The organism is Janthinobacterium sp. GW458P (assembly GCF_002127585.1).
Lineage (GTDB): Bacteria > Pseudomonadota > Gammaproteobacteria > Burkholderiales > Burkholderiaceae_D > Janthinobacterium.
In genome coordinates this window covers 132,882-149,696 of record NZ_NEGZ01000004.1, presented here as the reverse complement: position 1 = coordinate 149,696, position 16,815 = coordinate 132,882, and the positions used below count along the sequence as shown (strand labels likewise).

Genomic DNA, 16,815 nt, shown 5'->3' with positions numbered 1-16,815 from the left:
TCATATTGAAAATGAGAAGCATCATATTCTTTGCAATCGTGATCGGTATCATGTCGCCTTCATTCGCCCGGACTGGCAAGACGGCCAATTGCGGTATCGATGATATCGAACAATGCATGGCATCGGACGGCGCATCGTTAGTTCGCGCCATTCAAAAAAAGTTGCCTGATGTATTGCAAACGCCATCCGACGGCAAAGTTCCGGCATTCACGACAGTTGAAGTCAATTCAGCTGCATCCGAAACAGCGCTGTCCATGGCATTGACGCGCGCCTGGAAACGAAGCTTTATAGAAAAAGGGGGGGGATAACGCAAAGGGCGCACTACTGGCCTGTCAGCGCGAGACTTCGCTGCTGCTGACCGTGCCATTCATGCGCAGCGAAGGCCAGCAGGCACACTGCTACAGATTTTAAGACTGTGTACCTTGAATCCACTGTCCTGGCAGCATAGCGCGGCGACGGCACTTTCACATTCGTTCGCCACCAGCCAGGTCAATAATTTCAGCAGTTATTTCACCCGCTGCTTTTCCAGCTTGCGCGCCAGCGTGCGCCGGTGCATGCCAAGGCGGCGGGCCGTTTCCGAGATATTAAAATCCGTCTCGGCCAGCATTTCGTGGATGCGTTCCCATTCCAGGGTCTTGATGTTGGTGGCGCGATTCGTCAGTTCGATGTCGGCGTTGCCGGCCACGTGGCCGAAGGCCGCTTCGATGTCGTCCGTGTTCGACGGCTTCGCCAGGTACTGGCAGGCGCCCAGCTTGATGGCTTCGACGGCCGTGCCGATGCTGGCGTAGCCCGTCAGCACGACGATCAGCATCTCCGGGTCGTGCTGGTGCAGCATCTGCACGCAGGCCAGGCCCGAGGTATTGCCATTGAGCTTTAAATCGACGACGGCGTAGTCGGGGCAATGCTGCTCCAGCAAGGCGCTCGCCTCGTCGAAATTGGTGGCCAGGATGACCTGGTAGCCGCGCCGCTCGAACGAGCGGCCCAGGGTGCGGGCAAACGCGGCATCGTCTTCCACGATCAGTAACAGACGGTCATCCTGCATGGTGGTCGCTTTCTCTTTCCAGTTTGATGGCCGCCAGCGGCAAGGCCAGGTGCACCACCGCCCCGCCCTGCACCCTGTTGCGCGCCGTCACCGTACCACCTAAAGTACGAGCGACATTCACCACCAGGAACAGCCCCAGGCCGCCGCCGGGCTTGCCCTTGCTGCTTTGATACGGCTTGCCCAGGTGCGTCAGCATCGACGGCTCGAAGCCGGGGCCCGCATCGGTGATCACCAGGTGCAGGGCGTCCGCTTCGCGCGTCGCCTCGAAGCGCAGCCATTCGGGCGACGCTTCCAGCGCATTGTCGAGCACATTGCAGATGGTTTGCTTCAGGGTCGAATCGAAGACGACGGGAATATCGTGCTCGATGCGGTTATCGTACTCGAAACCCTGGATGGGGCGGCTGCTGCGCCACTCGTCGACGAGATCGTTGAGGAAGGTGTTGATCGTCGTTTTCACGGACGATTCGCCGCGCGCCTCGCCCGCCGACAACAGAATGCCGCTGACGATGCTCTTGCAGCGCTGCAACTGCGCCTGCATTTCCGTGATTTCTTCCAGCATCTCGCTGTTCTTGCTCAGTTCCGGCATGCGGCGCCAGTCGCCGAGGATGACGGACAAGGTCGCCAGCGGCGTGCCCAGCTCGTGCGCGGCGCCCGAGGCCAGCAAGCCCATGCGGATGATGTGCTCTTCTTCCGCCGCGCGCTGGCGCAAGTCAGCCACCTTGGCGTCGCCGGCGCGCTGGTTGCGGTTGATGCGCGTGATGAACAGCACCAGCAAGGCGGCGTTCAGCGCAAAGCAGATCAGCAAGCCCTGCACGTACAGGCTGGAAAAGCCCCGCTCCGGGTCGATGGGCAGGAACAGCGGACCGGGCAGCAAGGCCAGGCCGGCCAGGCACAGGCTCGTAATGGCCACCATGATCCACGTCGACCACACTTCCAGCAGCACGGCGCTGAGGATGACTTGCAACAGATACAGGAAGGCAAACGGGTTGCTGATGCCGCCGCTCAGGTAGAGCTGGGCCGTCAGCACGGTGACGTCGACCAGCAGGGCGAGAAACAGCGCCGTGTTCGAGACGGGCTGGCGTTCGTGCCAGCGCAGCAGGCTGGCCAGGTTGAAGGCGATGAGGCAGGACAGCACTTCGAGCATGTAGGGCACGGGCAAGGCGATGCCCAGTCCCACGCCCACGCCGAAGATGGTGCTGATCTGGCCGATCACGGCCAGCCAGCGCAGCTGGATCAGCAGCTTCATGTTCTGGTGGCCGGCCGGATGCTCCATCTCGGCCGCCACGGCGCCGCGCTCTAATACCTCGCGGTTGGGCAGGATCTCAATCCTGCCCGGCATGGTCGCTTTCTTGCGATGGATCAAGCTTCTTGCCGCGCGCGCGACGGCGCTTGTCCTCGCGCACGATCCACCACGTAATTCCGGCTACCATCAAGGCCAGGGCGAACCACGTCAGGGCGTACACGAGGTGGCTGTTGTGGAACGAGATCACGGTCAGGCCGCCGACGGGGGCGTCAACGGCCGTTTCCGACTTTGCTTTCGCGTCGACAAAATATGGCGCCACGTTGGTGAGCATGTGCGAGGCGGCGATGGCGGCGACGTCGCGCGAATACCAGTGCTGCGTGGCGGGACTGTTTTCGCGCAGGAAGCCGCCGCCCGTCTCGCTGACGCGCAGCAGGCCGTCGACCTCGACGATGCCGGGCGGCGTGCCGGCGGCGATGCCGGCGCGCTTGGCCACGAAGCCGCGGTTGACGAGCACGGTGCTGCCGTCGGCCAGGCGCAAGGGCGTCACCAGCCAATAGCCGCTGCCCAGTGCCGTCGTTGCCTGCACCAGGGTATTGAATAGGGGGAGATACGTACCGGAGAGCCGCACATGGCGGTATTCATCCGTTTGCTGCGTGATGCTGGCCCAGGCTGCGGGTCCAGGTGCGTCCGTTGCGGGCGCATGTACGCGTTGTTCGACGCGCTCGATCAGGTCAAGCTTCCAGAACAGGCGCTTGACTTGCCAGGTGCCCAGGGCACAGAAACCGGCAAACAAGATCCCCGCCAGCAAGGCCAGTGCAACTTTTGAATAATGCACAGCCATGCCGCGTGGGCCTGGCGCGGCATCTTGCGATGCGGCGCCAGGGGCGCGCCCGGTGCTGTCTGGGCGCGTTTGACTCATCATGGAGCCGTTTTCGTATGCATGTACTCAGGCATCAGATCCGGCATCATGTTGTGGTTCATGTGGTACATGACCCACAGGGAACCGGCCATGGCGATGCCCACGATCATGATCGTGAAGATCAGCGCCATCATGTTCCAGCCGCCTTCGGACTTGGTGTTCATGTGCAGGAAGTACACCATGTGCACGACCACCTGAACGGCCGCGAAGGCCAGCAGGACCAGGCCCATGGTGCCCGAGTCGGTGATGGCTTTCGTCATCACCAGCCAGAACGGAATGGCCGTCAGGATCACCGACAGGATGAAGCCGATGGTGTAGCTTTTCAGGCTGCCATGATCGTGATGGTCGTGGTGGTGGCTATCGCCGTGTGTGTGGTGGTCGCTCATGGCAGCACTCCCATCAGGTAGACAAAGGTGAAGACGCCAATCCAGATGACGTCCAGGAAGTGCCAGAACAGCGACAGGCACATCATGCGGCGGCCGTTTTCCGGGGTCAGGCCATGCTTGTTCAACTGGAACATCAGGGTCACGAGCCAGATCACGCCGAACGTCACGTGCAGGCCGTGGGTGCCGACCAGGGCGAAGAACGACGACAGGAACGCGCTGCGCTGCGGACCGGCGCCTTCGTGGATCAGATGAATGAATTCATACATTTCCAGCGACAGGAAGGCCAGGCCGAACAGGCCCGTGATGCCCAGCCAGACCAGGGTGCTGCGCAATTGCTTGCGCTGCATGGTCAGCATGGCGAAGCCGTAGGTGATCGACGACAGCAGCAGCATGGCCGTGTTGACGGCCACCAGCGGCAGGTCGAACAGCGCGGCGCCCGTGGGGCCGTCCGCGTAGCTGCGGCCGACCACGGCGTAGGTGGCGAACAGACAGGCGAAGATCAGGCAATCGCTCATCAGGTAAAGCCAGAAACCGAGCAGGCTGCCGTTTTCCGGGTGGTGCTCGCGCACAAAGTAGCTGCGCGTGCTTGGTGCGGCGCCAGCGGCGCCGGTGTTATGGGCGATGGTATCAGACATGGCTGCTCAGCAATTTAGTATAAGCGTCTTCGGTACGGACCACTTCTTCCGCAGGAATGTAGTAATCGCGCTTGTAGTTAAAGGTATGGACGATGATGGTGACCATCATGATCACGAAGCCAATGCTGGCGACGAGCCACATTTGCCAGATCAGGCCAAAACCGACCAGGGCGGACAGTGCGGCGATCACGAAACCAGCCCAGGTGTTCTTCGGCATGTGGATCTTCGAGAAACCGGACGTCGGACGCTGGTAACCGTGTTTCTTCATGTCAGTCCATGCATCGAGTTCGTGCACTTGTGGCGTGAAGGCGAAATTATAGTCTGGCGGTGGCGACGACGTCGACCATTCCAGCGTGCGGCCGCCCCATGGGTCGCCGGTCACGTCGCGCAGGGCGTGGCGGTTGCGGTAGCTGACATAGAACTGGATCAGCATGGATGCGATGCCCAGGGCGATCGAGACGGCGCCAAACCAGGCGATGATGGTCCAGATTTGCAGCGATGGATCTTCAAAGTGGTTGACACGGCGGGTCACGCCCATCAGGCCCAGCACGTACAGCGGCATGAAGGCCAGGTAGAAGCCGACGAACCAGAACCAGAACGAGCACTTGCCCCAGAACGCGTCAAGCTTGTAGCCGAAGGCTTTCGGGTACCAGTAGTTAATCGCGGCGAACACGCCGAAGACCACGCCGCCGATAATCACGTTATGGAAGTGGGCGATCAGGAACAGGCTGTTGTGCAGCACGAAGTCAGCCGGTGGTACGGCCAGCAACACGCCGGTCATGCCGCCGATGGTGAAGGTGACCATGAAGCCGATCGTCCACAGCATCGGCAGTTCAAAGCGGATACGGCCGCGGTACATGGTAAACAGCCAGTTGAAGATCTTCGCGCCCGTCGGGATCGAGATGATCATCGTCGTGATGCCGAAGAAGGAGTTGACGCTGGCGCCCGAACCCATGGTGAAGAAGTGATGCAGCCATACCAGGTAGGACAGGATCATGATGACGCAGGTGGCGTACACCATCGAGGCGTAGCCGAACAAGCGCTTGCTGCTGAACGTGGCGACCACTTCCGAGAACACGCCGAACAGCGGCAGGATCAGGATGTAGACTTCCGGGTGACCCCAGATCCAGATCAGGTTGACGTACATCATGGCGTTGCCGCCCAGTTCCGTCGTGAAGAAGTTAAAGCCGGCAACGCGGTCCAGCGACAGCATGGCCAGTACCGCCGTCAGCACCGGGAAGGCGGCGACGATCAGGATGTTGGTGCACAGTGCGGTCCAGGTGAAGACAGGCATTTTCATCCAGGTCATGCCGGGCGCGCGCATCTTGACGATGGTGGCGATCAGGTTGACACCGGACAATAGCGTCCCGACCCCGGCAATCTGCAGGGACCAGATGTAATAGTCTACCCCCACGTCCGGACTGCCGACGATGCCCGACAGCGGCGGATACGCCAGCCAGCCCGTGCGGGCGAATTCGCCGACGAACAGCGACGCCATGACCAGGGCGGCGCCCATGGTGGTCATCCAGAAGCTGAAGTTGTTGAGGAATGGGAAAGCCACGTCGCGCGCGCCGATCTGCAGCGGCACCACGTAGTTCATCAGACCCGTCACGAAAGGCATCGCGACGAAGAAGATCATGATCACGCCGTGGGCGGTGAAGATCTGGTCGTAGTGATGCGGCGGCAGGAAGCCGGCATTGTCGCCGAAGGCGACCGCCTGCTGGGTACGCATCATGAGCGCGTCGGCAAAGCCGCGCAGCAGCATGACCAGGCCCAGGATCATGTACATGATACCGATTTTTTTATGGTCGATACTGGTGATCCAGTCGCGCCACAGGGTACCCCAGACGCGGAAATACGTCAGTGCCGCAACGAGTGCGATACCGCCCAGGGCAACCATGGCAAAGGTCACCAGCAGGATAGGTTCATGAAATGGAATTGCATCCCAAGTCAGACGGCCGAATATAAGCTTCGTCAGATCAATATGGTCTAGCATTGTTACTCTCAGAGAAAAAAGGGAGGCGCCAGGCAAGCGGCGCCAGTATCTGCAGCGCAATGCGCTGCGGGATTCATGCAGTCGTTACTTGGCTTGAACGCCCTTTTCAAGTACTGCATCGCTAGCGACTACTGCCGTTACGGCCGCTACCGGGCTTTTTGCCATCGTCAATTTGTATGGCTCGACCGGCGTCACGCACAGCGCGTCGGAAACGATGGTGCGGTTCAGGATTGCCTTGTACAGATCGTTTGGCACGGCGCTGTAGCGGCGCACCGGATCGCGTTCGCTAGGCTGGGCCAGCGACAGGTAGTCGTCGCGGTTCAGCGCGCCGCCGCCGGCACGTGCCGACGCCACCCACTGATCGAAGTCCGCATCATTGACGCCGTGGAACTTGAAGCGCATGCCCGAGAAACCGGCGCCGCTGTAGTTCGCGGAGAAGCCCTTGTAGACACCAGGCTTGTTGATGACGGCATTCAACTGCGTTTCCATGCCCGGCATGGCGTAGATCTGACCTGCCAGTGCGGGGATGAAGAACGAGTTCATGACGGACGAGGCGGTGATCTTGAAGCGGATCGGACGGTCGACGGGCGCATACAGTTCATTGACGGAAGCGATGCCTTGCTCCGGGTAGATGAACAGCCATTTCCAGTCCAGCGCCACGACTTCGACGATCATCGGCTTGTGGCTGGCAGGAATCGGGCGGTTGGCGTCGATACGGCTCAATGGGCGATACGGATCGAGGGTATGGGTGCTGATCCAGGTCAGCAGGCCCAGCACGATGATGATCAGCAGGGGCGCGCCCCAGATGATCAGCTCGAGGCGAGTCGAGTGGTCCCAGTCCGGCTCATATTTGGCCGCGGTATTGTTTTTTCTATAGCGCCATGCGAAAAGCAGGGTCAGGGCGATTACCGGAACGATAATCAACAGCATCAGCAATGTCGAAACGACAATCAGATTGCCTTGCTGGACTGCGATGTCACCGGACGGATTCAGTACCACCGTATTGCAACCAGCCAACAATGCGAGAGGTAAAAGAAGCAGTCCGCGACGAACTTTTAATGAAAACATACAGGAAAGTCCAGTACAGGGGATGAAGATATGGTACTGTATTCTCACTGGAGCGCGTTGGCAATTGGACGTTTTGTCCTACCCCTTGCTCGGATTTTCACTCGGTAGTTGAGGAGTTTTCCTACAGCTATCTATTGAATAGTCCTACTCCGGGCGTGAGACACCCGGGGTATGTTACGCGTTGGCCGAACTCGAAACTATATTGGAGACGATCATCATGTCCAGCACGCGCACACACGGCGGGGATGTACCCGCCGACTTTGCCCCCCATTCCCTGCGCGACGCAAGCGGGGCCGGCACGGTCGAATCGCATATCGACCCCGGTGAGATCGCCGTCGGCGTGATCATCGGCCGCGCATCCGAATACTTTGACTTCTTTGTCTACGCCATCGCCTCGGTGCTGGTGTTTCCGCGCGTCTTCTTCCCGTTTGAAGAGCGCCTGGAAGGCACTTTATATGCGTTCCTGATCTTCTCGTTCGCCTTCATCGCCCGCCCGTTCGGCACCGTGATCTTCATGGAGATCCAGCGCCGCATGGGACGCAGCGCCAAGCTGACGTTCGCCCTCTTCCTCCTGGGCGTGTCGACGGCCGGCATCGCCTTCCTGCCGACCTACGCGCACCTGGGCTTTGCCGCCATCATCTGGCTGTCCGTGCTGCGCATCGGCCAGGGCGTGGCGCTGGGCGGTTCGTGGGACGGCCTGCCGTCGCTGCTGGCCCTGAACGCGCCGGAAAACAAGCGCGGCTGGTACGCCATGCTGGGCCAGCTGGGCGCGCCCGCCGGCTTCCTCATCGCCGCCGGCCTGTTCTGGTTCATGCTGACCAACCTGACGGATGAGGAATTCCTCGACTGGGGCTGGCGCTATCCTTTCTATGTCGCCTTCGCCATCAACGTCGTGGCCCTGTTTGCCCGTTTGCGCCTGGTGTCGACGAATGAATATGCGCGCCTGCTCGACGAACGCGAACTGCAGCCCGTGAGCGTGTTTGAAATGAGCCGCGGCCAGGGCCGCAACGTGCTGATCGGCGCCCTCGCCGCGCTGGCCAGCTATGCCCTGTTCCACCTCGTCACCGTGTTCCCGCTGTCGTGGATTTCCGTCTACCAGACGCGTTCCGCCTCGGATTTCCTGCAAATCCAGATGGTCGGCGCCGTGCTGGCCGCTGTCGGCGTGGTGATTTCCGGCTTGCTGGCCGATAAAGTGGGCCGCCGCACCACCCTGGGCGTGCTGGCCGTGCTGATCGCCATCTTCAGCGCCTTCGTGCCGACCCTGATGGGCGGCGGCAATACGGGCCAGGACGTGTTCATCCTCGTGGGCTTCAGCCTGCTGGGCCTGTCCTACGGCCAGGCAGCCGGTGCCGTCACGGCCAACTTCCCTGCCCGCTTCCGCTACACGGGCGCGGCCCTGACGTCCGACCTGGCCTGGCTGGTGGGCGCCGGCTTCGCCCCGCTGGTGGCGCTGGGCCTGTCGGCCAACTTCGGCCTGGCCTACGTCAGCTTCTACCTGCTGTCGGGCGCCGTCGCCTCGCTGGCCGCGCTGAGCCTGAACCGGGCGCTGGAAATCCGCGACTGACATATAGTATTCGTATCGGTCAGCCGCAGGCCAGGAGCGCCGGATTCGTCCGGCGCTTTTTTATTGCAAATTAGGAATGATTCGTTTTGGGCAGCGTTGATTTTTTTGGCAKCCATTAAGATCAAGATGCATGCGGATTAAGCAAGCTGGATGATTCGTGCGCTTCCATGCCCTTGCCGGCATCGCGCTGGCCCTGCTGCTCCAGCGATGCCATGCCGGTGCGCCACCGGCGCAACACGCACCCATCCGGCACGCGCCGCGGAGTGCGAACAACATCCGCTAGCGCTGTTTATGAGGTACCGCAGGTACTGCACAAGCAGCTGCGCACCTTCTCCTGATATCGCCCCCCCTGCGAGCAGCAGATATCACCCAGCAGCAATGCGCCGGATTCGTCCGGCGCATTTTTCATGCCAGCCGTCGCATTCCTGTCTGCCTGCCGGACCTACTGGATCTCCAGCTGCTTGCCGCCCGTGCCCGCCCGTTTCGGCAAGTCCAGCAGCAAGACCCCGTTTTCATAGCGCGCCTGCGCCCCCGCCTCGTCCACCTCATGCGGCAGCACGAAGCTGCGGTATTGCTGGCCGTACTCGCGTTCGCTGCGCACGGCCTTGCCGCCGCCGTCGCGCGTCACTCGTTCCTCCTTGAGCTCGGCGCTGATGGAGACGCGGTCGCCGTCGATGGAGACCTTGATGTCGTCCTTGTTGACGCCAGGAATTTCCGCCTGCACCTGGTAGGCTTGCTCGGTTTCGGAAATATCGACGCGCATGCGCGAGGTGCCCCCTTCGCGCAGGCGCAGGGCGGGCGCAAAAAAGTCATGCATGAATTCTTCCATGTCGCTGAACGGGTCGAAGCGCGCCAGCGAACGCTGTGGATCGCGGTGTATCAGTTGATTAGCCATGATGTCCTCCTTGCCTGGGATGGCCTGCATGTCAATGCAGAAAACTAAGCACGGTGGCAACCTTGCGGCAGTCCGCAAGCAAGCCACCACCACAGCCATACTAGGACGGCACCTGGTGGTGGCATTGAGCTGCCTCAATCAGGCAAGCATTGTATTGCCGGTCATTTCGGCATATCAGGGCATCAGACGCTGCGTGTCGATGAACTGGCGCACGCCATCGGGCTGCGCCGCCTTCCACGCTTCCAGCTCGGGCCGGTAAGATTCGCGAAACTGCAGCAGCAGCAAGGCGGGCTCCAGCTGCCCTGCCGCATGCAGTTTCCGCATGCGCAGCAGTGCCGGATCGGTCAGCACCGCGCCGCGGCGGGCGGCCAGGTCGTCGAAGGCACGCATGGCTTGCTGCCAGGCCGTCAGTTCGATCTGGAATGGCGACAGTGTATTTTCCTTCTTGAAGGCCGCCGTCTTCAGGCTGGCCTGCCCCATGGCCAGCAACTGCCACATGGCCGTGTCGGCCGACATCGTGGCGCCGGGCGCGGGCGCCGCGGCAAACACTTGTATGCGCGGCGCGCCATCGGGGCGGTCCACCGAACCCTCGGCGCCGCGCCGCAGCTTGAGCGCCGTCAAGGGCTGTCCCGCCGTCGCGTCTTTCAGCGCCGACAGTTTTTGCCAGGCCAGCGGCTGGTCGGGCCGCGCGCCGATGCTGCTGGCCAGCGCGGCGACGGCCGCATCCGTCTTTTTCTGCTGCAGCAAGGAATCGGACAGGAAACGCCAGGCTTGCGCATGCGTCGGATCGATCTCCAGTGCCTTGCGGAAACGCTCTTCCGCCTGCGGCCACTGCTGCTGAGCCATGAAACAATCGCCCGCATACACCCAGGCGCTTGCAAAGCGGGGATCGGCCTGCTGGGCTTTTTCATACTGTTCCAGCGCCGCTCCGTACTGCCGCGCCTGGAACAGGCGCTCGCCCTGCGCCATAAAGGCGGCGGCCTGCGGCAGCGGCGCATGGGGCCGTAAAGCCTGGTCGGTGCTCATGGTGCGCAGCAATTCTTCCGCGACGGGGTCGTTCGCGTCGACCTTCAAGGCCTGGTGCGCCGCCGTCTCGGCCATGGAGCGCAGCTTCAAGCGCGCCGCCTCCACCCGTTCCGTGTCGCCGGACAAGCCGTAATGCATCACCGCCATGGCCGCAAACGCGCTCGAGGCGGCCGGGTCGGCCTGTGCCGCCTGCATGAATTTCTTGGCGGCCGCTTCATGCTCGCCCTCCTGCGCGAGTAACTGGCCTTGGTGCAATAATTGCACACTTGCATTATTGCCAATGACGGCAGCCTGGGCGGACAGGGAAAAAGCCGTACTTAACATGGTGACACAAGCAAGTTGACGTAACATTTGTTCGATGCCTCTCATTATGAAGTTTTACACATCTGCATTGCGCGACAAGGCTGCTATGCTAGCGCACGCTATACATGCACACCAGCAATACTTGCATTTCAATTAAAATTGTTTTTTTGCGATACTTTCGACCACGGACACAATGAATACCAAGACCCCGATCGACTCCTTCAGCTTTCGCCGCATTCTGGCCCGCAACGTCACCTTGCCGCTGGTCATCGGCGTCGTCACGGCCCTCGTCTTTGTCGGCCTGATCGCCTACCTGCTGTCCGCGCTGCGCTCGGTCGAGCACTCGGAACGGGTCATCGGCAACGCCAACGAGGTCATGAAGCTGTCCGTCGACCTGGAAACGGGCATGCGCGGCTATCTGCTGACGGGCGACGAAACCTTTCTGGCACCGTATAAATCGGGCAAGGCGAAGATCGCCGTCGAGATGACCACCTTGCTTGAGCTCGTGTCCGACAGCCCCATCCAGGTGGACCGTCTGCGCCGCATCCGCGCGCTGCAGAACCAGTGGATGGCGTACGCCGAGAGCGTCATTGCCCAGCGCCGCAGCAACCAGGAATTCCTCGCGCGCGTGCGCCAGGGCGAAGGCAAGCTGGAGTTTGACGAAATCCGCCGCGAGTTCCTCACTTTCCTGTCCATGGAACAGCGTTTGCGCCAGGAACGGGCCGATACGGCCGAGGGCCGCACCATGCTGGCCGTGGCGATCTTCCTGATCCTCAGCCTGGGCCTGTCCGGCATGCTGGCCTACCTGGGCCGGCGCGAACTGCTGCGCCTGTCCGACATCTACAATGAAGCGCTGGAACAGCGCGGCAAGGATAACGAAGTGCTGCAGGAGCAGGCATGGCTGCGCACGGGCCAGACGGAGCTGGCGGCGCACACGAGCGGCCAGCTGGCCTTGCCGCAACTGGGCCGGCAAGTGCTCGATTTCCTCGCCAACCGCCTGGACGTGGCCGTGGCCACCCTGTATGTGGTGGACGAGGACGGCAGCCTGCGCCGCACGGCCGTGTACGGATTCAACGACCAGGGCATCAAGGACAAGCAGGTCTTCAGGCTGGGCGAAGGCCTGGTGGGCGAGACGGCGCGCGAAAAGCGCCTCAAGCACATCAGGCAGGTGCCCGACAACTACCTGACCGTGACGTCGAGCCTGGGCCGCGGCGCGCCGCTGGAACTGGTCTTGACGCCCGTCAACAACGAAGGGGCCGTCAACGGCGTCATCGAACTGGGCTTTACCCACCCCGTCAGCGGCCGCGCCAAGGAGCTGCTGAACCTGATCGCGGCCAATGTCGGCACCTCGCTGGAAGCGGCCCTGTACCGCCAGCGCCTGCAAAACGTGCTCGAAGAAACCCAGCAATTGAACGAGGAGCTGGAAGTGCAGCAGGAAGAGCTGCGCACGGCCAATGAGGAACTGGGCGAGCAGTCGCGCGTGCTGGAACAGTCGCAAGCCCACCTGGAAGAGCAAAAGGCGGCGCTGGAACAGTCGAACGAGCAGCTGGCCGTGCAGGCGCTGTCGCTGGACCAGAAAAACATGGCGATCGTCCAGGCGCACGCCCAGCTGGAAGCGCGCGCGGAAGAGTTGCAGCGCGCCAGCCGCTACAAATCCGAATTCCTGGCCAATATGTCGCACGAACTGCGCACGCCGCTGAACAGCTCGCTCATCCTGTCCAAGCTGCTGTCGGACAATAGCGGCGGCAACCTGACGCCCGAACAGGTGACGTTTGCGCAAACCATTTATTCAGCCGGCAACGACCTGCTGACCCTGATCAACGATATCCTCGACATTTCCAAGGTCGAGGCGGGCAAGCTGGAACTGACGCCGGAAGCCGTGCCCTTCGAGGAACTGCTCAGCAGCATGAAGATGCTGTTCGGCGCCCAGGCGCAGCAAAAGAAACTGGTATTCGATGTCAAGCTGGCGCCGGACACGCCGCCGTCCTTCGTCAGCGACCGCCAGCGCCTCGAACAAATCCTGAAAAACCTGCTGTCGAACGCCATCAAGTTCACGGATGCGGGCACGGTGGCCCTGCACGTGAGCACGGATGCGGCCGGCAACGTGCGCTTCCAGGTGCAGGATTCGGGCATCGGCATCGCCGACGACCAGCAGCACAAGATTTTCGACGCCTTCCACCAGGCCGACGGCACCACCAGCCGCCGCTACGGCGGCACGGGCCTGGGCCTGTCGATCTCGCGCGACCTGGCCGCCTTGCTGGGCGGCAGCATCGAGCTGGCCAGCACGCCGGGCCAGGGCAGCACGTTTACACTGGTATTGCCGCAGAGTATGCCGGAACGCCCTGCGGAAGCGGCACCGGCCGCGCCGTCCGCAGCGCCGCAGCCGCCCTCGCGCACAGCCGCCGCACCGAAGGCCGCGCCCGCCGCCAAGCCCGTGCCCCTGCCCACCTTCCGGGACGACCGCGACAGCGCGCCGGCCGGCAAGACGGGCCAGCGCTCCGTGCTCGTCATCGAGGATGAACCGTCGTTTGCCGGCATCCTGTTCGACCTCGCGCATGAGATGCAGTACCGCTGCCTGGTGGCGCACGGCGCCGACGAAGGCTTGCGCCTGGCCGAAGAATTCCTGCCCGACGCCATCCTGCTCGACATGGGCTTGCCGGACCGCCCGGGCTTGCTGGTCTTGCAGCAATTGAAGGAAAACCCGCTGACGCGCCACATCCCCGTGCACATCGTCTCCGGCAACGACCAGGTGCAGGAAGCCATGCAGCTGGGCGCCATCGGCTACGCCACCAAGCCGCGCACGCGCGACCAGCTCAAGGAAGTGTTCCGCAAGCTCGAATCGAAATTCACGCAGCAGATGAAGCGCATCCTGCTGGTCGAGGACGACGAACGCCAGCGCGAGAGCGTGGTCCACCTGATCAGCGACGACGACGTGGAAATCACGGCCGTGGCACTGGGCGAGCAGGCGCTGGAATTGCTGAAAACACAAATTTTCGACTGCATGATCATCGACCTGAAGCTGCCCGATATCCAGGGCAACGAATTGCTCGAACGCATGGAGCATGAAGAACTGTGCTCGTTCCCGCCCGTCATCGTCTACACGGGCCGCAACCTGAGCCGCGAGGAAGAGGCGGACCTGATGAAGTATTCGCGTTCCATCATCATCAAGGGCGCCCGCTCGCCCGAGCGCCTGCTCGACGAAGTCACCCTCTTCCTGCACAAGGTGGAGTCGGAACTGTCGAGCGAGCGCCAGGGCATGCTGCAGCAGGTGCGCAGCCGCGAGCGCGTCTTCGAGGGGCGCAAGATCTTGCTGGTGGACGACGACGTGCGCAACATCTTCGCCCTGACGAATGCACTGGAACAGAAAGGCGTGGTGGTGGAAATCGGCCGCAACGGCTTCGAAGCCATCAGCAAACTCAACAGCGTGGACGATATCGACCTGGTATTGATGGATGTCATGATGCCGGGCATGGATGGCCTGGAAGCGACGCGGCTGATCCGCGCCGACGGCCGCTACGCCAAGCTGCCCATCATCGCCATTACGGCCAAGGCCATGAAGAATGACCAGGAAGAATGCCTGCAGGCGGGCGCCTCCGACTACCTGGCCAAGCCGATCGACCTGGACCGTTTGTATTCGCTGCTGCGCGTGTGGATGCCGAAGATGGAACGCATGTGATGTCCCTGCGCACCACGGACGCGCAGCTGCAGGCGCTGATGGAGGCCATCTATCAGCGCTACAGCTACGACTTCCGCGACTACGCGCTCGCCTCGCAGCGGCGGCGCCTGCATCACGCGCTCGACCGTTTCCAGTGCGCGGACTTGCCTGCCCTGCAGCAACTGGTACTGGACTCGCCGGCCGCCTTTGGCGAGCTGCTGCAGATCCTGACCGTCCCCGTCACGCAAATGTTCCGCGACCCGGCCTTTTTCCGCGCCCTGCGCGAACAGGTCGTGCCCGTGCTGAAAACCTATCCCTCGCCGACCATCTGGGTGGCCGGCTGCTGCACGGGCGAAGAGGCGCTGTCGCTGGCCATCGTGCTGCACGAGGAAGGCTTGCTCGAGCGCAGCCGCATTTACGCCACCGACATCAACCCGCAGGCACTGGCCGCGGCCGCGCGCGGCGTGTACCCGCTGCACCGCATGGCCGATTACGGCGCCAATTACGCGGCAGCGGGCGGCCTGGACCGGCTGGACGCGTATTACACGGTCGAGCACGCCACTGCGCGCTTCGACGCGCACCTGCTCGACAAGATCAATTTTGCCGACCACAGCCTGGCGACGGACAGCGTTTTCGTGGAGACGCAATTGATTTGCTGCCGCAATGTCTTGATCTACTTCAATAAAACCTTGCAGGAGCGGGCACTGGGCCTGTTCCACGACTCGCTGTGCCACCGGGGCTACCTGGGACTGGGCAGCAAGGAAAGCGCGCATTTCACGCGCTTTGCCGCCGACTTCGAGCCATTGCCGGGTCCCGAAAAGCTCTACCGCAAGCGTGCGCCGTCGCACGCCGCTTCCCATTACGCTGGGCGGCACATGCCAGGAATGAAACATGATGAATGAAACAAGCACCAAACTGCTGATCGTCGACGACTTGCCGGAAAACTTGCGCGCGCTCAATGCGCTGATCCGCGAGAGCGACCGCAGCGTCTACCAGGCGTCCTCGGGCGAGGAAGCGCTGGCCCTGCTGCTCGAACACGATTTCGCGCTGGCCATCCTCGACGTGCAAATGCCGGAAATGGACGGCTTTGAGCTGGCGCAACTGATGCGCGGCACGGAAAAGACGCGCCACATCCCCATCGTCTTCGTCACGGCGGCCGGCAAGGAAATGAATTTCGCCTTCCAGGGCTATGAAAGCGGCGCCGTCGATTTCCTGCACAAGCCGCTCGACATCAATGCCGTGCAAAGCAAGGTCAACGTCTTTGTCGCCCTGCACCAGCAGCGCAGCGAGACGCGGCGCCAGGTGCAGGCGCTCGAGCACAGCCGCCAGCAGCAGGAAGCGCTGCTGAAGGAATTGCGCGCCACCCAGGCCGAGCTGCAGCGCTCGCTGCGCCTGCGCGACGAATTCATGTCCATGGTGGCGCACGAGCTGCGCACGCCGCTCAATACGCTGTTCCTGGAAACGCAGATGCGCACCGTCAACCTCGAACGGGGCAACCTGGCCGCCTTCGAGCCCGAGAAGCTGGGCAAGATGGTGGCGCGCGACGGACGGCAAATCCGCAGCATGGTGCGCCTGATCGACGACATGCTCGACGTGTCGCGCATCACCAGCGGCAAGCTGTCGATCCGCCGCGAAGCCGTCGACCTGACGAGCCTGGTGCGCCGCGTGGCCGATGACCTGGCGCCGTATGCGGCCACGACGGGCAGCGTGCTCGAAGTGCTGGCCTTCGAGCCCATCGAGGGCTATTGGGACGCCTTCCGCGTCGAGCAGATCGTTGTCAACCTAATCAGCAACGCCGTGCGCTACGGCCAGGGCCAGCCCGTGGAAATCAGCCTGGCGCACACGCAGAACAGCGCCGTCATCGAAGTGCGCGACCATGGCATCGGCATCAATGCGCGCGACCAGGAACGCATCTTCGACGCCTTCGAGCGCGTCATGCACCAGGACCGCACGGGCGGCCTGGGCCTGGGCCTGTTCATCACCAAGCAGCTGGTGGACGCGCACGGCGGCGCCATCACCCTGCAAAGCCAGCCCGGCAGCGGCGCCCTGTTCAGCGTCACCCTGCCGCTGGCCGGAAGCTGAG

Annotated in this window: 14 protein-coding genes; 5 read left to right on the top strand and 9 right to left on the bottom strand. The window is 62.3% G+C overall.

Annotation, left to right across the window (positions count from 1 at the left end):
• The first annotated feature begins 11 nt into the window (after positions 1-11).
• The gene (locus CBW50_RS28635; protein ID WP_139842402.1) at positions 12-308 is read left to right on the top strand and encodes a hypothetical protein; all 297 of its coding nucleotides are present in this window, start codon (positions 12-14) and stop codon (positions 306-308) included.
• Positions 309-505: 197 nt separating this feature from the next.
• Here the strand turns inward: CBW50_RS28635 and CBW50_RS05415 are convergent, their stop codons facing one another.
• The 7 genes from CBW50_RS05415 to cyoA form a co-directional block, all read right to left on the bottom strand.
• Positions 506-1,042 carry a response regulator transcription factor gene (locus CBW50_RS05415; protein WP_034788474.1) on the bottom strand — a complete coding sequence of 179 codons (537 nt, stop codon included), beginning with the start codon at positions 1,040-1,042 and terminating at the stop codon, positions 506-508.
• A complete protein-coding gene (locus CBW50_RS05410) occupies positions 1,032-2,381 on the bottom strand; it encodes an ATP-binding protein (protein WP_086144573.1) in 1,350 nt (449 codons plus the stop codon). Before CBW50_RS05410 ends, CBW50_RS05415 begins: the two co-directional genes overlap by 11 nt.
• The gene (locus tag CBW50_RS05405; RefSeq protein WP_226935666.1) at positions 2,365-3,126 is read right to left on the bottom strand and encodes an SURF1 family protein; all 762 of its coding nucleotides are present in this window, start codon (positions 3,124-3,126) and stop codon (positions 2,365-2,367) included. Before CBW50_RS05405 ends, CBW50_RS05410 begins: the two co-directional genes overlap by 17 nt.
• Before the next feature lie 77 nt (positions 3,127-3,203).
• Positions 3,204-3,590 carry a cytochrome o ubiquinol oxidase subunit IV gene (gene cyoD, locus CBW50_RS05400; RefSeq protein WP_086144571.1) on the bottom strand — a complete coding sequence of 129 codons (387 nt, stop codon included), beginning with the start codon at positions 3,588-3,590 and terminating at the stop codon, positions 3,204-3,206.
• Complete coding sequence (cyoC, locus tag CBW50_RS05395) at positions 3,587-4,225, bottom strand: cytochrome o ubiquinol oxidase subunit III (RefSeq protein WP_086144570.1); 639 nt, start codon at positions 4,223-4,225, stop codon at positions 3,587-3,589. The genes cyoD and cyoC overlap by 4 nt, the downstream gene beginning before the upstream one ends.
• Complete coding sequence (cyoB, locus tag CBW50_RS05390) at positions 4,218-6,221, bottom strand: cytochrome o ubiquinol oxidase subunit I (RefSeq protein WP_086144569.1); 2,004 nt, start codon at positions 6,219-6,221, stop codon at positions 4,218-4,220. The genes cyoC and cyoB overlap by 8 nt, the downstream gene beginning before the upstream one ends.
• 84 nt (positions 6,222-6,305) lie before the next feature.
• Positions 6,306-7,289 (bottom strand): ubiquinol oxidase subunit II, encoded by a 984-nt coding sequence (cyoA, locus tag CBW50_RS05385; RefSeq protein WP_172404680.1) that lies wholly within the window; start codon positions 7,287-7,289, stop codon positions 6,306-6,308.
• Between the two features lie 217 nt (positions 7,290-7,506).
• Here cyoA and CBW50_RS05380 point away from each other — a divergent pair, with 217 nt between their 5' ends.
• Positions 7,507-8,853: an MFS transporter gene (locus CBW50_RS05380; RefSeq protein WP_086144567.1), complete on the top strand. Its 1,347-nt coding sequence runs from the start codon at positions 7,507-7,509 to the stop codon at positions 8,851-8,853.
• A 442-nt stretch (positions 8,854-9,295) separates the two neighbouring features.
• Here the strand turns inward: CBW50_RS05380 and CBW50_RS05375 are convergent, their stop codons facing one another.
• Positions 9,296-9,748 carry an Hsp20/alpha crystallin family protein gene (locus CBW50_RS05375; protein ID WP_086144619.1) on the bottom strand — a complete coding sequence of 151 codons (453 nt, stop codon included), beginning with the start codon at positions 9,746-9,748 and terminating at the stop codon, positions 9,296-9,298.
• A 174-nt stretch (positions 9,749-9,922) separates the two neighbouring features.
• Positions 9,923-11,038: a tetratricopeptide repeat protein gene (locus CBW50_RS05370; RefSeq protein WP_172404679.1), complete on the bottom strand. Its 1,116-nt coding sequence runs from the start codon at positions 11,036-11,038 to the stop codon at positions 9,923-9,925.
• A gap of 232 nt (positions 11,039-11,270) precedes the next feature.
• Here CBW50_RS05370 and CBW50_RS05365 point away from each other — a divergent pair, with 232 nt between their 5' ends.
• The 3 genes from CBW50_RS05365 to CBW50_RS05355 are packed head-to-tail and all read left to right on the top strand — an operon-like array spanning position 11,271 to position 16,814.
• Positions 11,271-14,753, top strand: a complete 3,483-nt coding sequence (locus CBW50_RS05365) for a response regulator (protein WP_086144565.1) — start codon at positions 11,271-11,273, stop codon at positions 14,751-14,753.
• Positions 14,753-15,634, top strand: coding sequence for a protein-glutamate O-methyltransferase CheR (locus CBW50_RS05360; RefSeq protein ID WP_086144564.1), 882 nt, complete (start codon positions 14,753-14,755; stop codon positions 15,632-15,634). The genes CBW50_RS05365 and CBW50_RS05360 overlap by 1 nt, the downstream gene beginning before the upstream one ends.
• Positions 15,624-16,814, top strand: coding sequence for a hybrid sensor histidine kinase/response regulator (locus CBW50_RS05355; RefSeq protein WP_086144563.1), 1,191 nt, complete (start codon positions 15,624-15,626; stop codon positions 16,812-16,814). Before CBW50_RS05360 ends, CBW50_RS05355 begins: the two co-directional genes overlap by 11 nt.
• Position 16,815: the final 1 nt, after the last annotated feature.

Bases quoted from the DNA above. Each gene is read 5' to 3' on its own strand.
- cyoA (WP_172404680.1), bottom strand. From the start codon at position 7,289: ATGTTTTCATTAAAAGTTCGTCGCGGACTGCTTCTTTTACCTCTCGCA.
- CBW50_RS28635 (WP_139842402.1), top strand. From the start codon at position 12: ATGAGAAGCATCATATTCTTTGCAATCGTGATCGGTATCATGTCGCCT.
- cyoD (WP_086144571.1), bottom strand. From the start codon at position 3,590: ATGAGCGACCACCACACACACGGCGATAGCCACCACCACGACCATCAC.
- CBW50_RS05375 (WP_086144619.1), bottom strand. From the start codon at position 9,748: ATGGCTAATCAACTGATACACCGCGATCCACAGCGTTCGCTGGCGCGC.
- cyoC (WP_086144570.1), bottom strand. From the start codon at position 4,225: ATGTCTGATACCATCGCCCATAACACCGGCGCCGCTGGCGCCGCACCA.
- CBW50_RS05355 (WP_086144563.1), top strand. From the start codon at position 15,624: ATGATGAATGAAACAAGCACCAAACTGCTGATCGTCGACGACTTGCCG.
- cyoB (WP_086144569.1), bottom strand. From the start codon at position 6,221: ATGCTAGACCATATTGATCTGACGAAGCTTATATTCGGCCGTCTGACT.
- CBW50_RS05405 (WP_226935666.1), bottom strand. From the start codon at position 3,126: ATGGCTGTGCATTATTCAAAAGTTGCACTGGCCTTGCTGGCGGGGATC.
- CBW50_RS05415 (WP_034788474.1), bottom strand. From the start codon at position 1,042: ATGCAGGATGACCGTCTGTTACTGATCGTGGAAGACGATGCCGCGTTT.
- CBW50_RS05365 (WP_086144565.1), top strand. From the start codon at position 11,271: ATGAATACCAAGACCCCGATCGACTCCTTCAGCTTTCGCCGCATTCTG.
- CBW50_RS05380 (WP_086144567.1), top strand. From the start codon at position 7,507: ATGTCCAGCACGCGCACACACGGCGGGGATGTACCCGCCGACTTTGCC.
- CBW50_RS05410 (WP_086144573.1), bottom strand. From the start codon at position 2,381: ATGCCGGGCAGGATTGAGATCCTGCCCAACCGCGAGGTATTAGAGCGC.
- CBW50_RS05360 (WP_086144564.1), top strand. From the start codon at position 14,753: ATGTCCCTGCGCACCACGGACGCGCAGCTGCAGGCGCTGATGGAGGCC.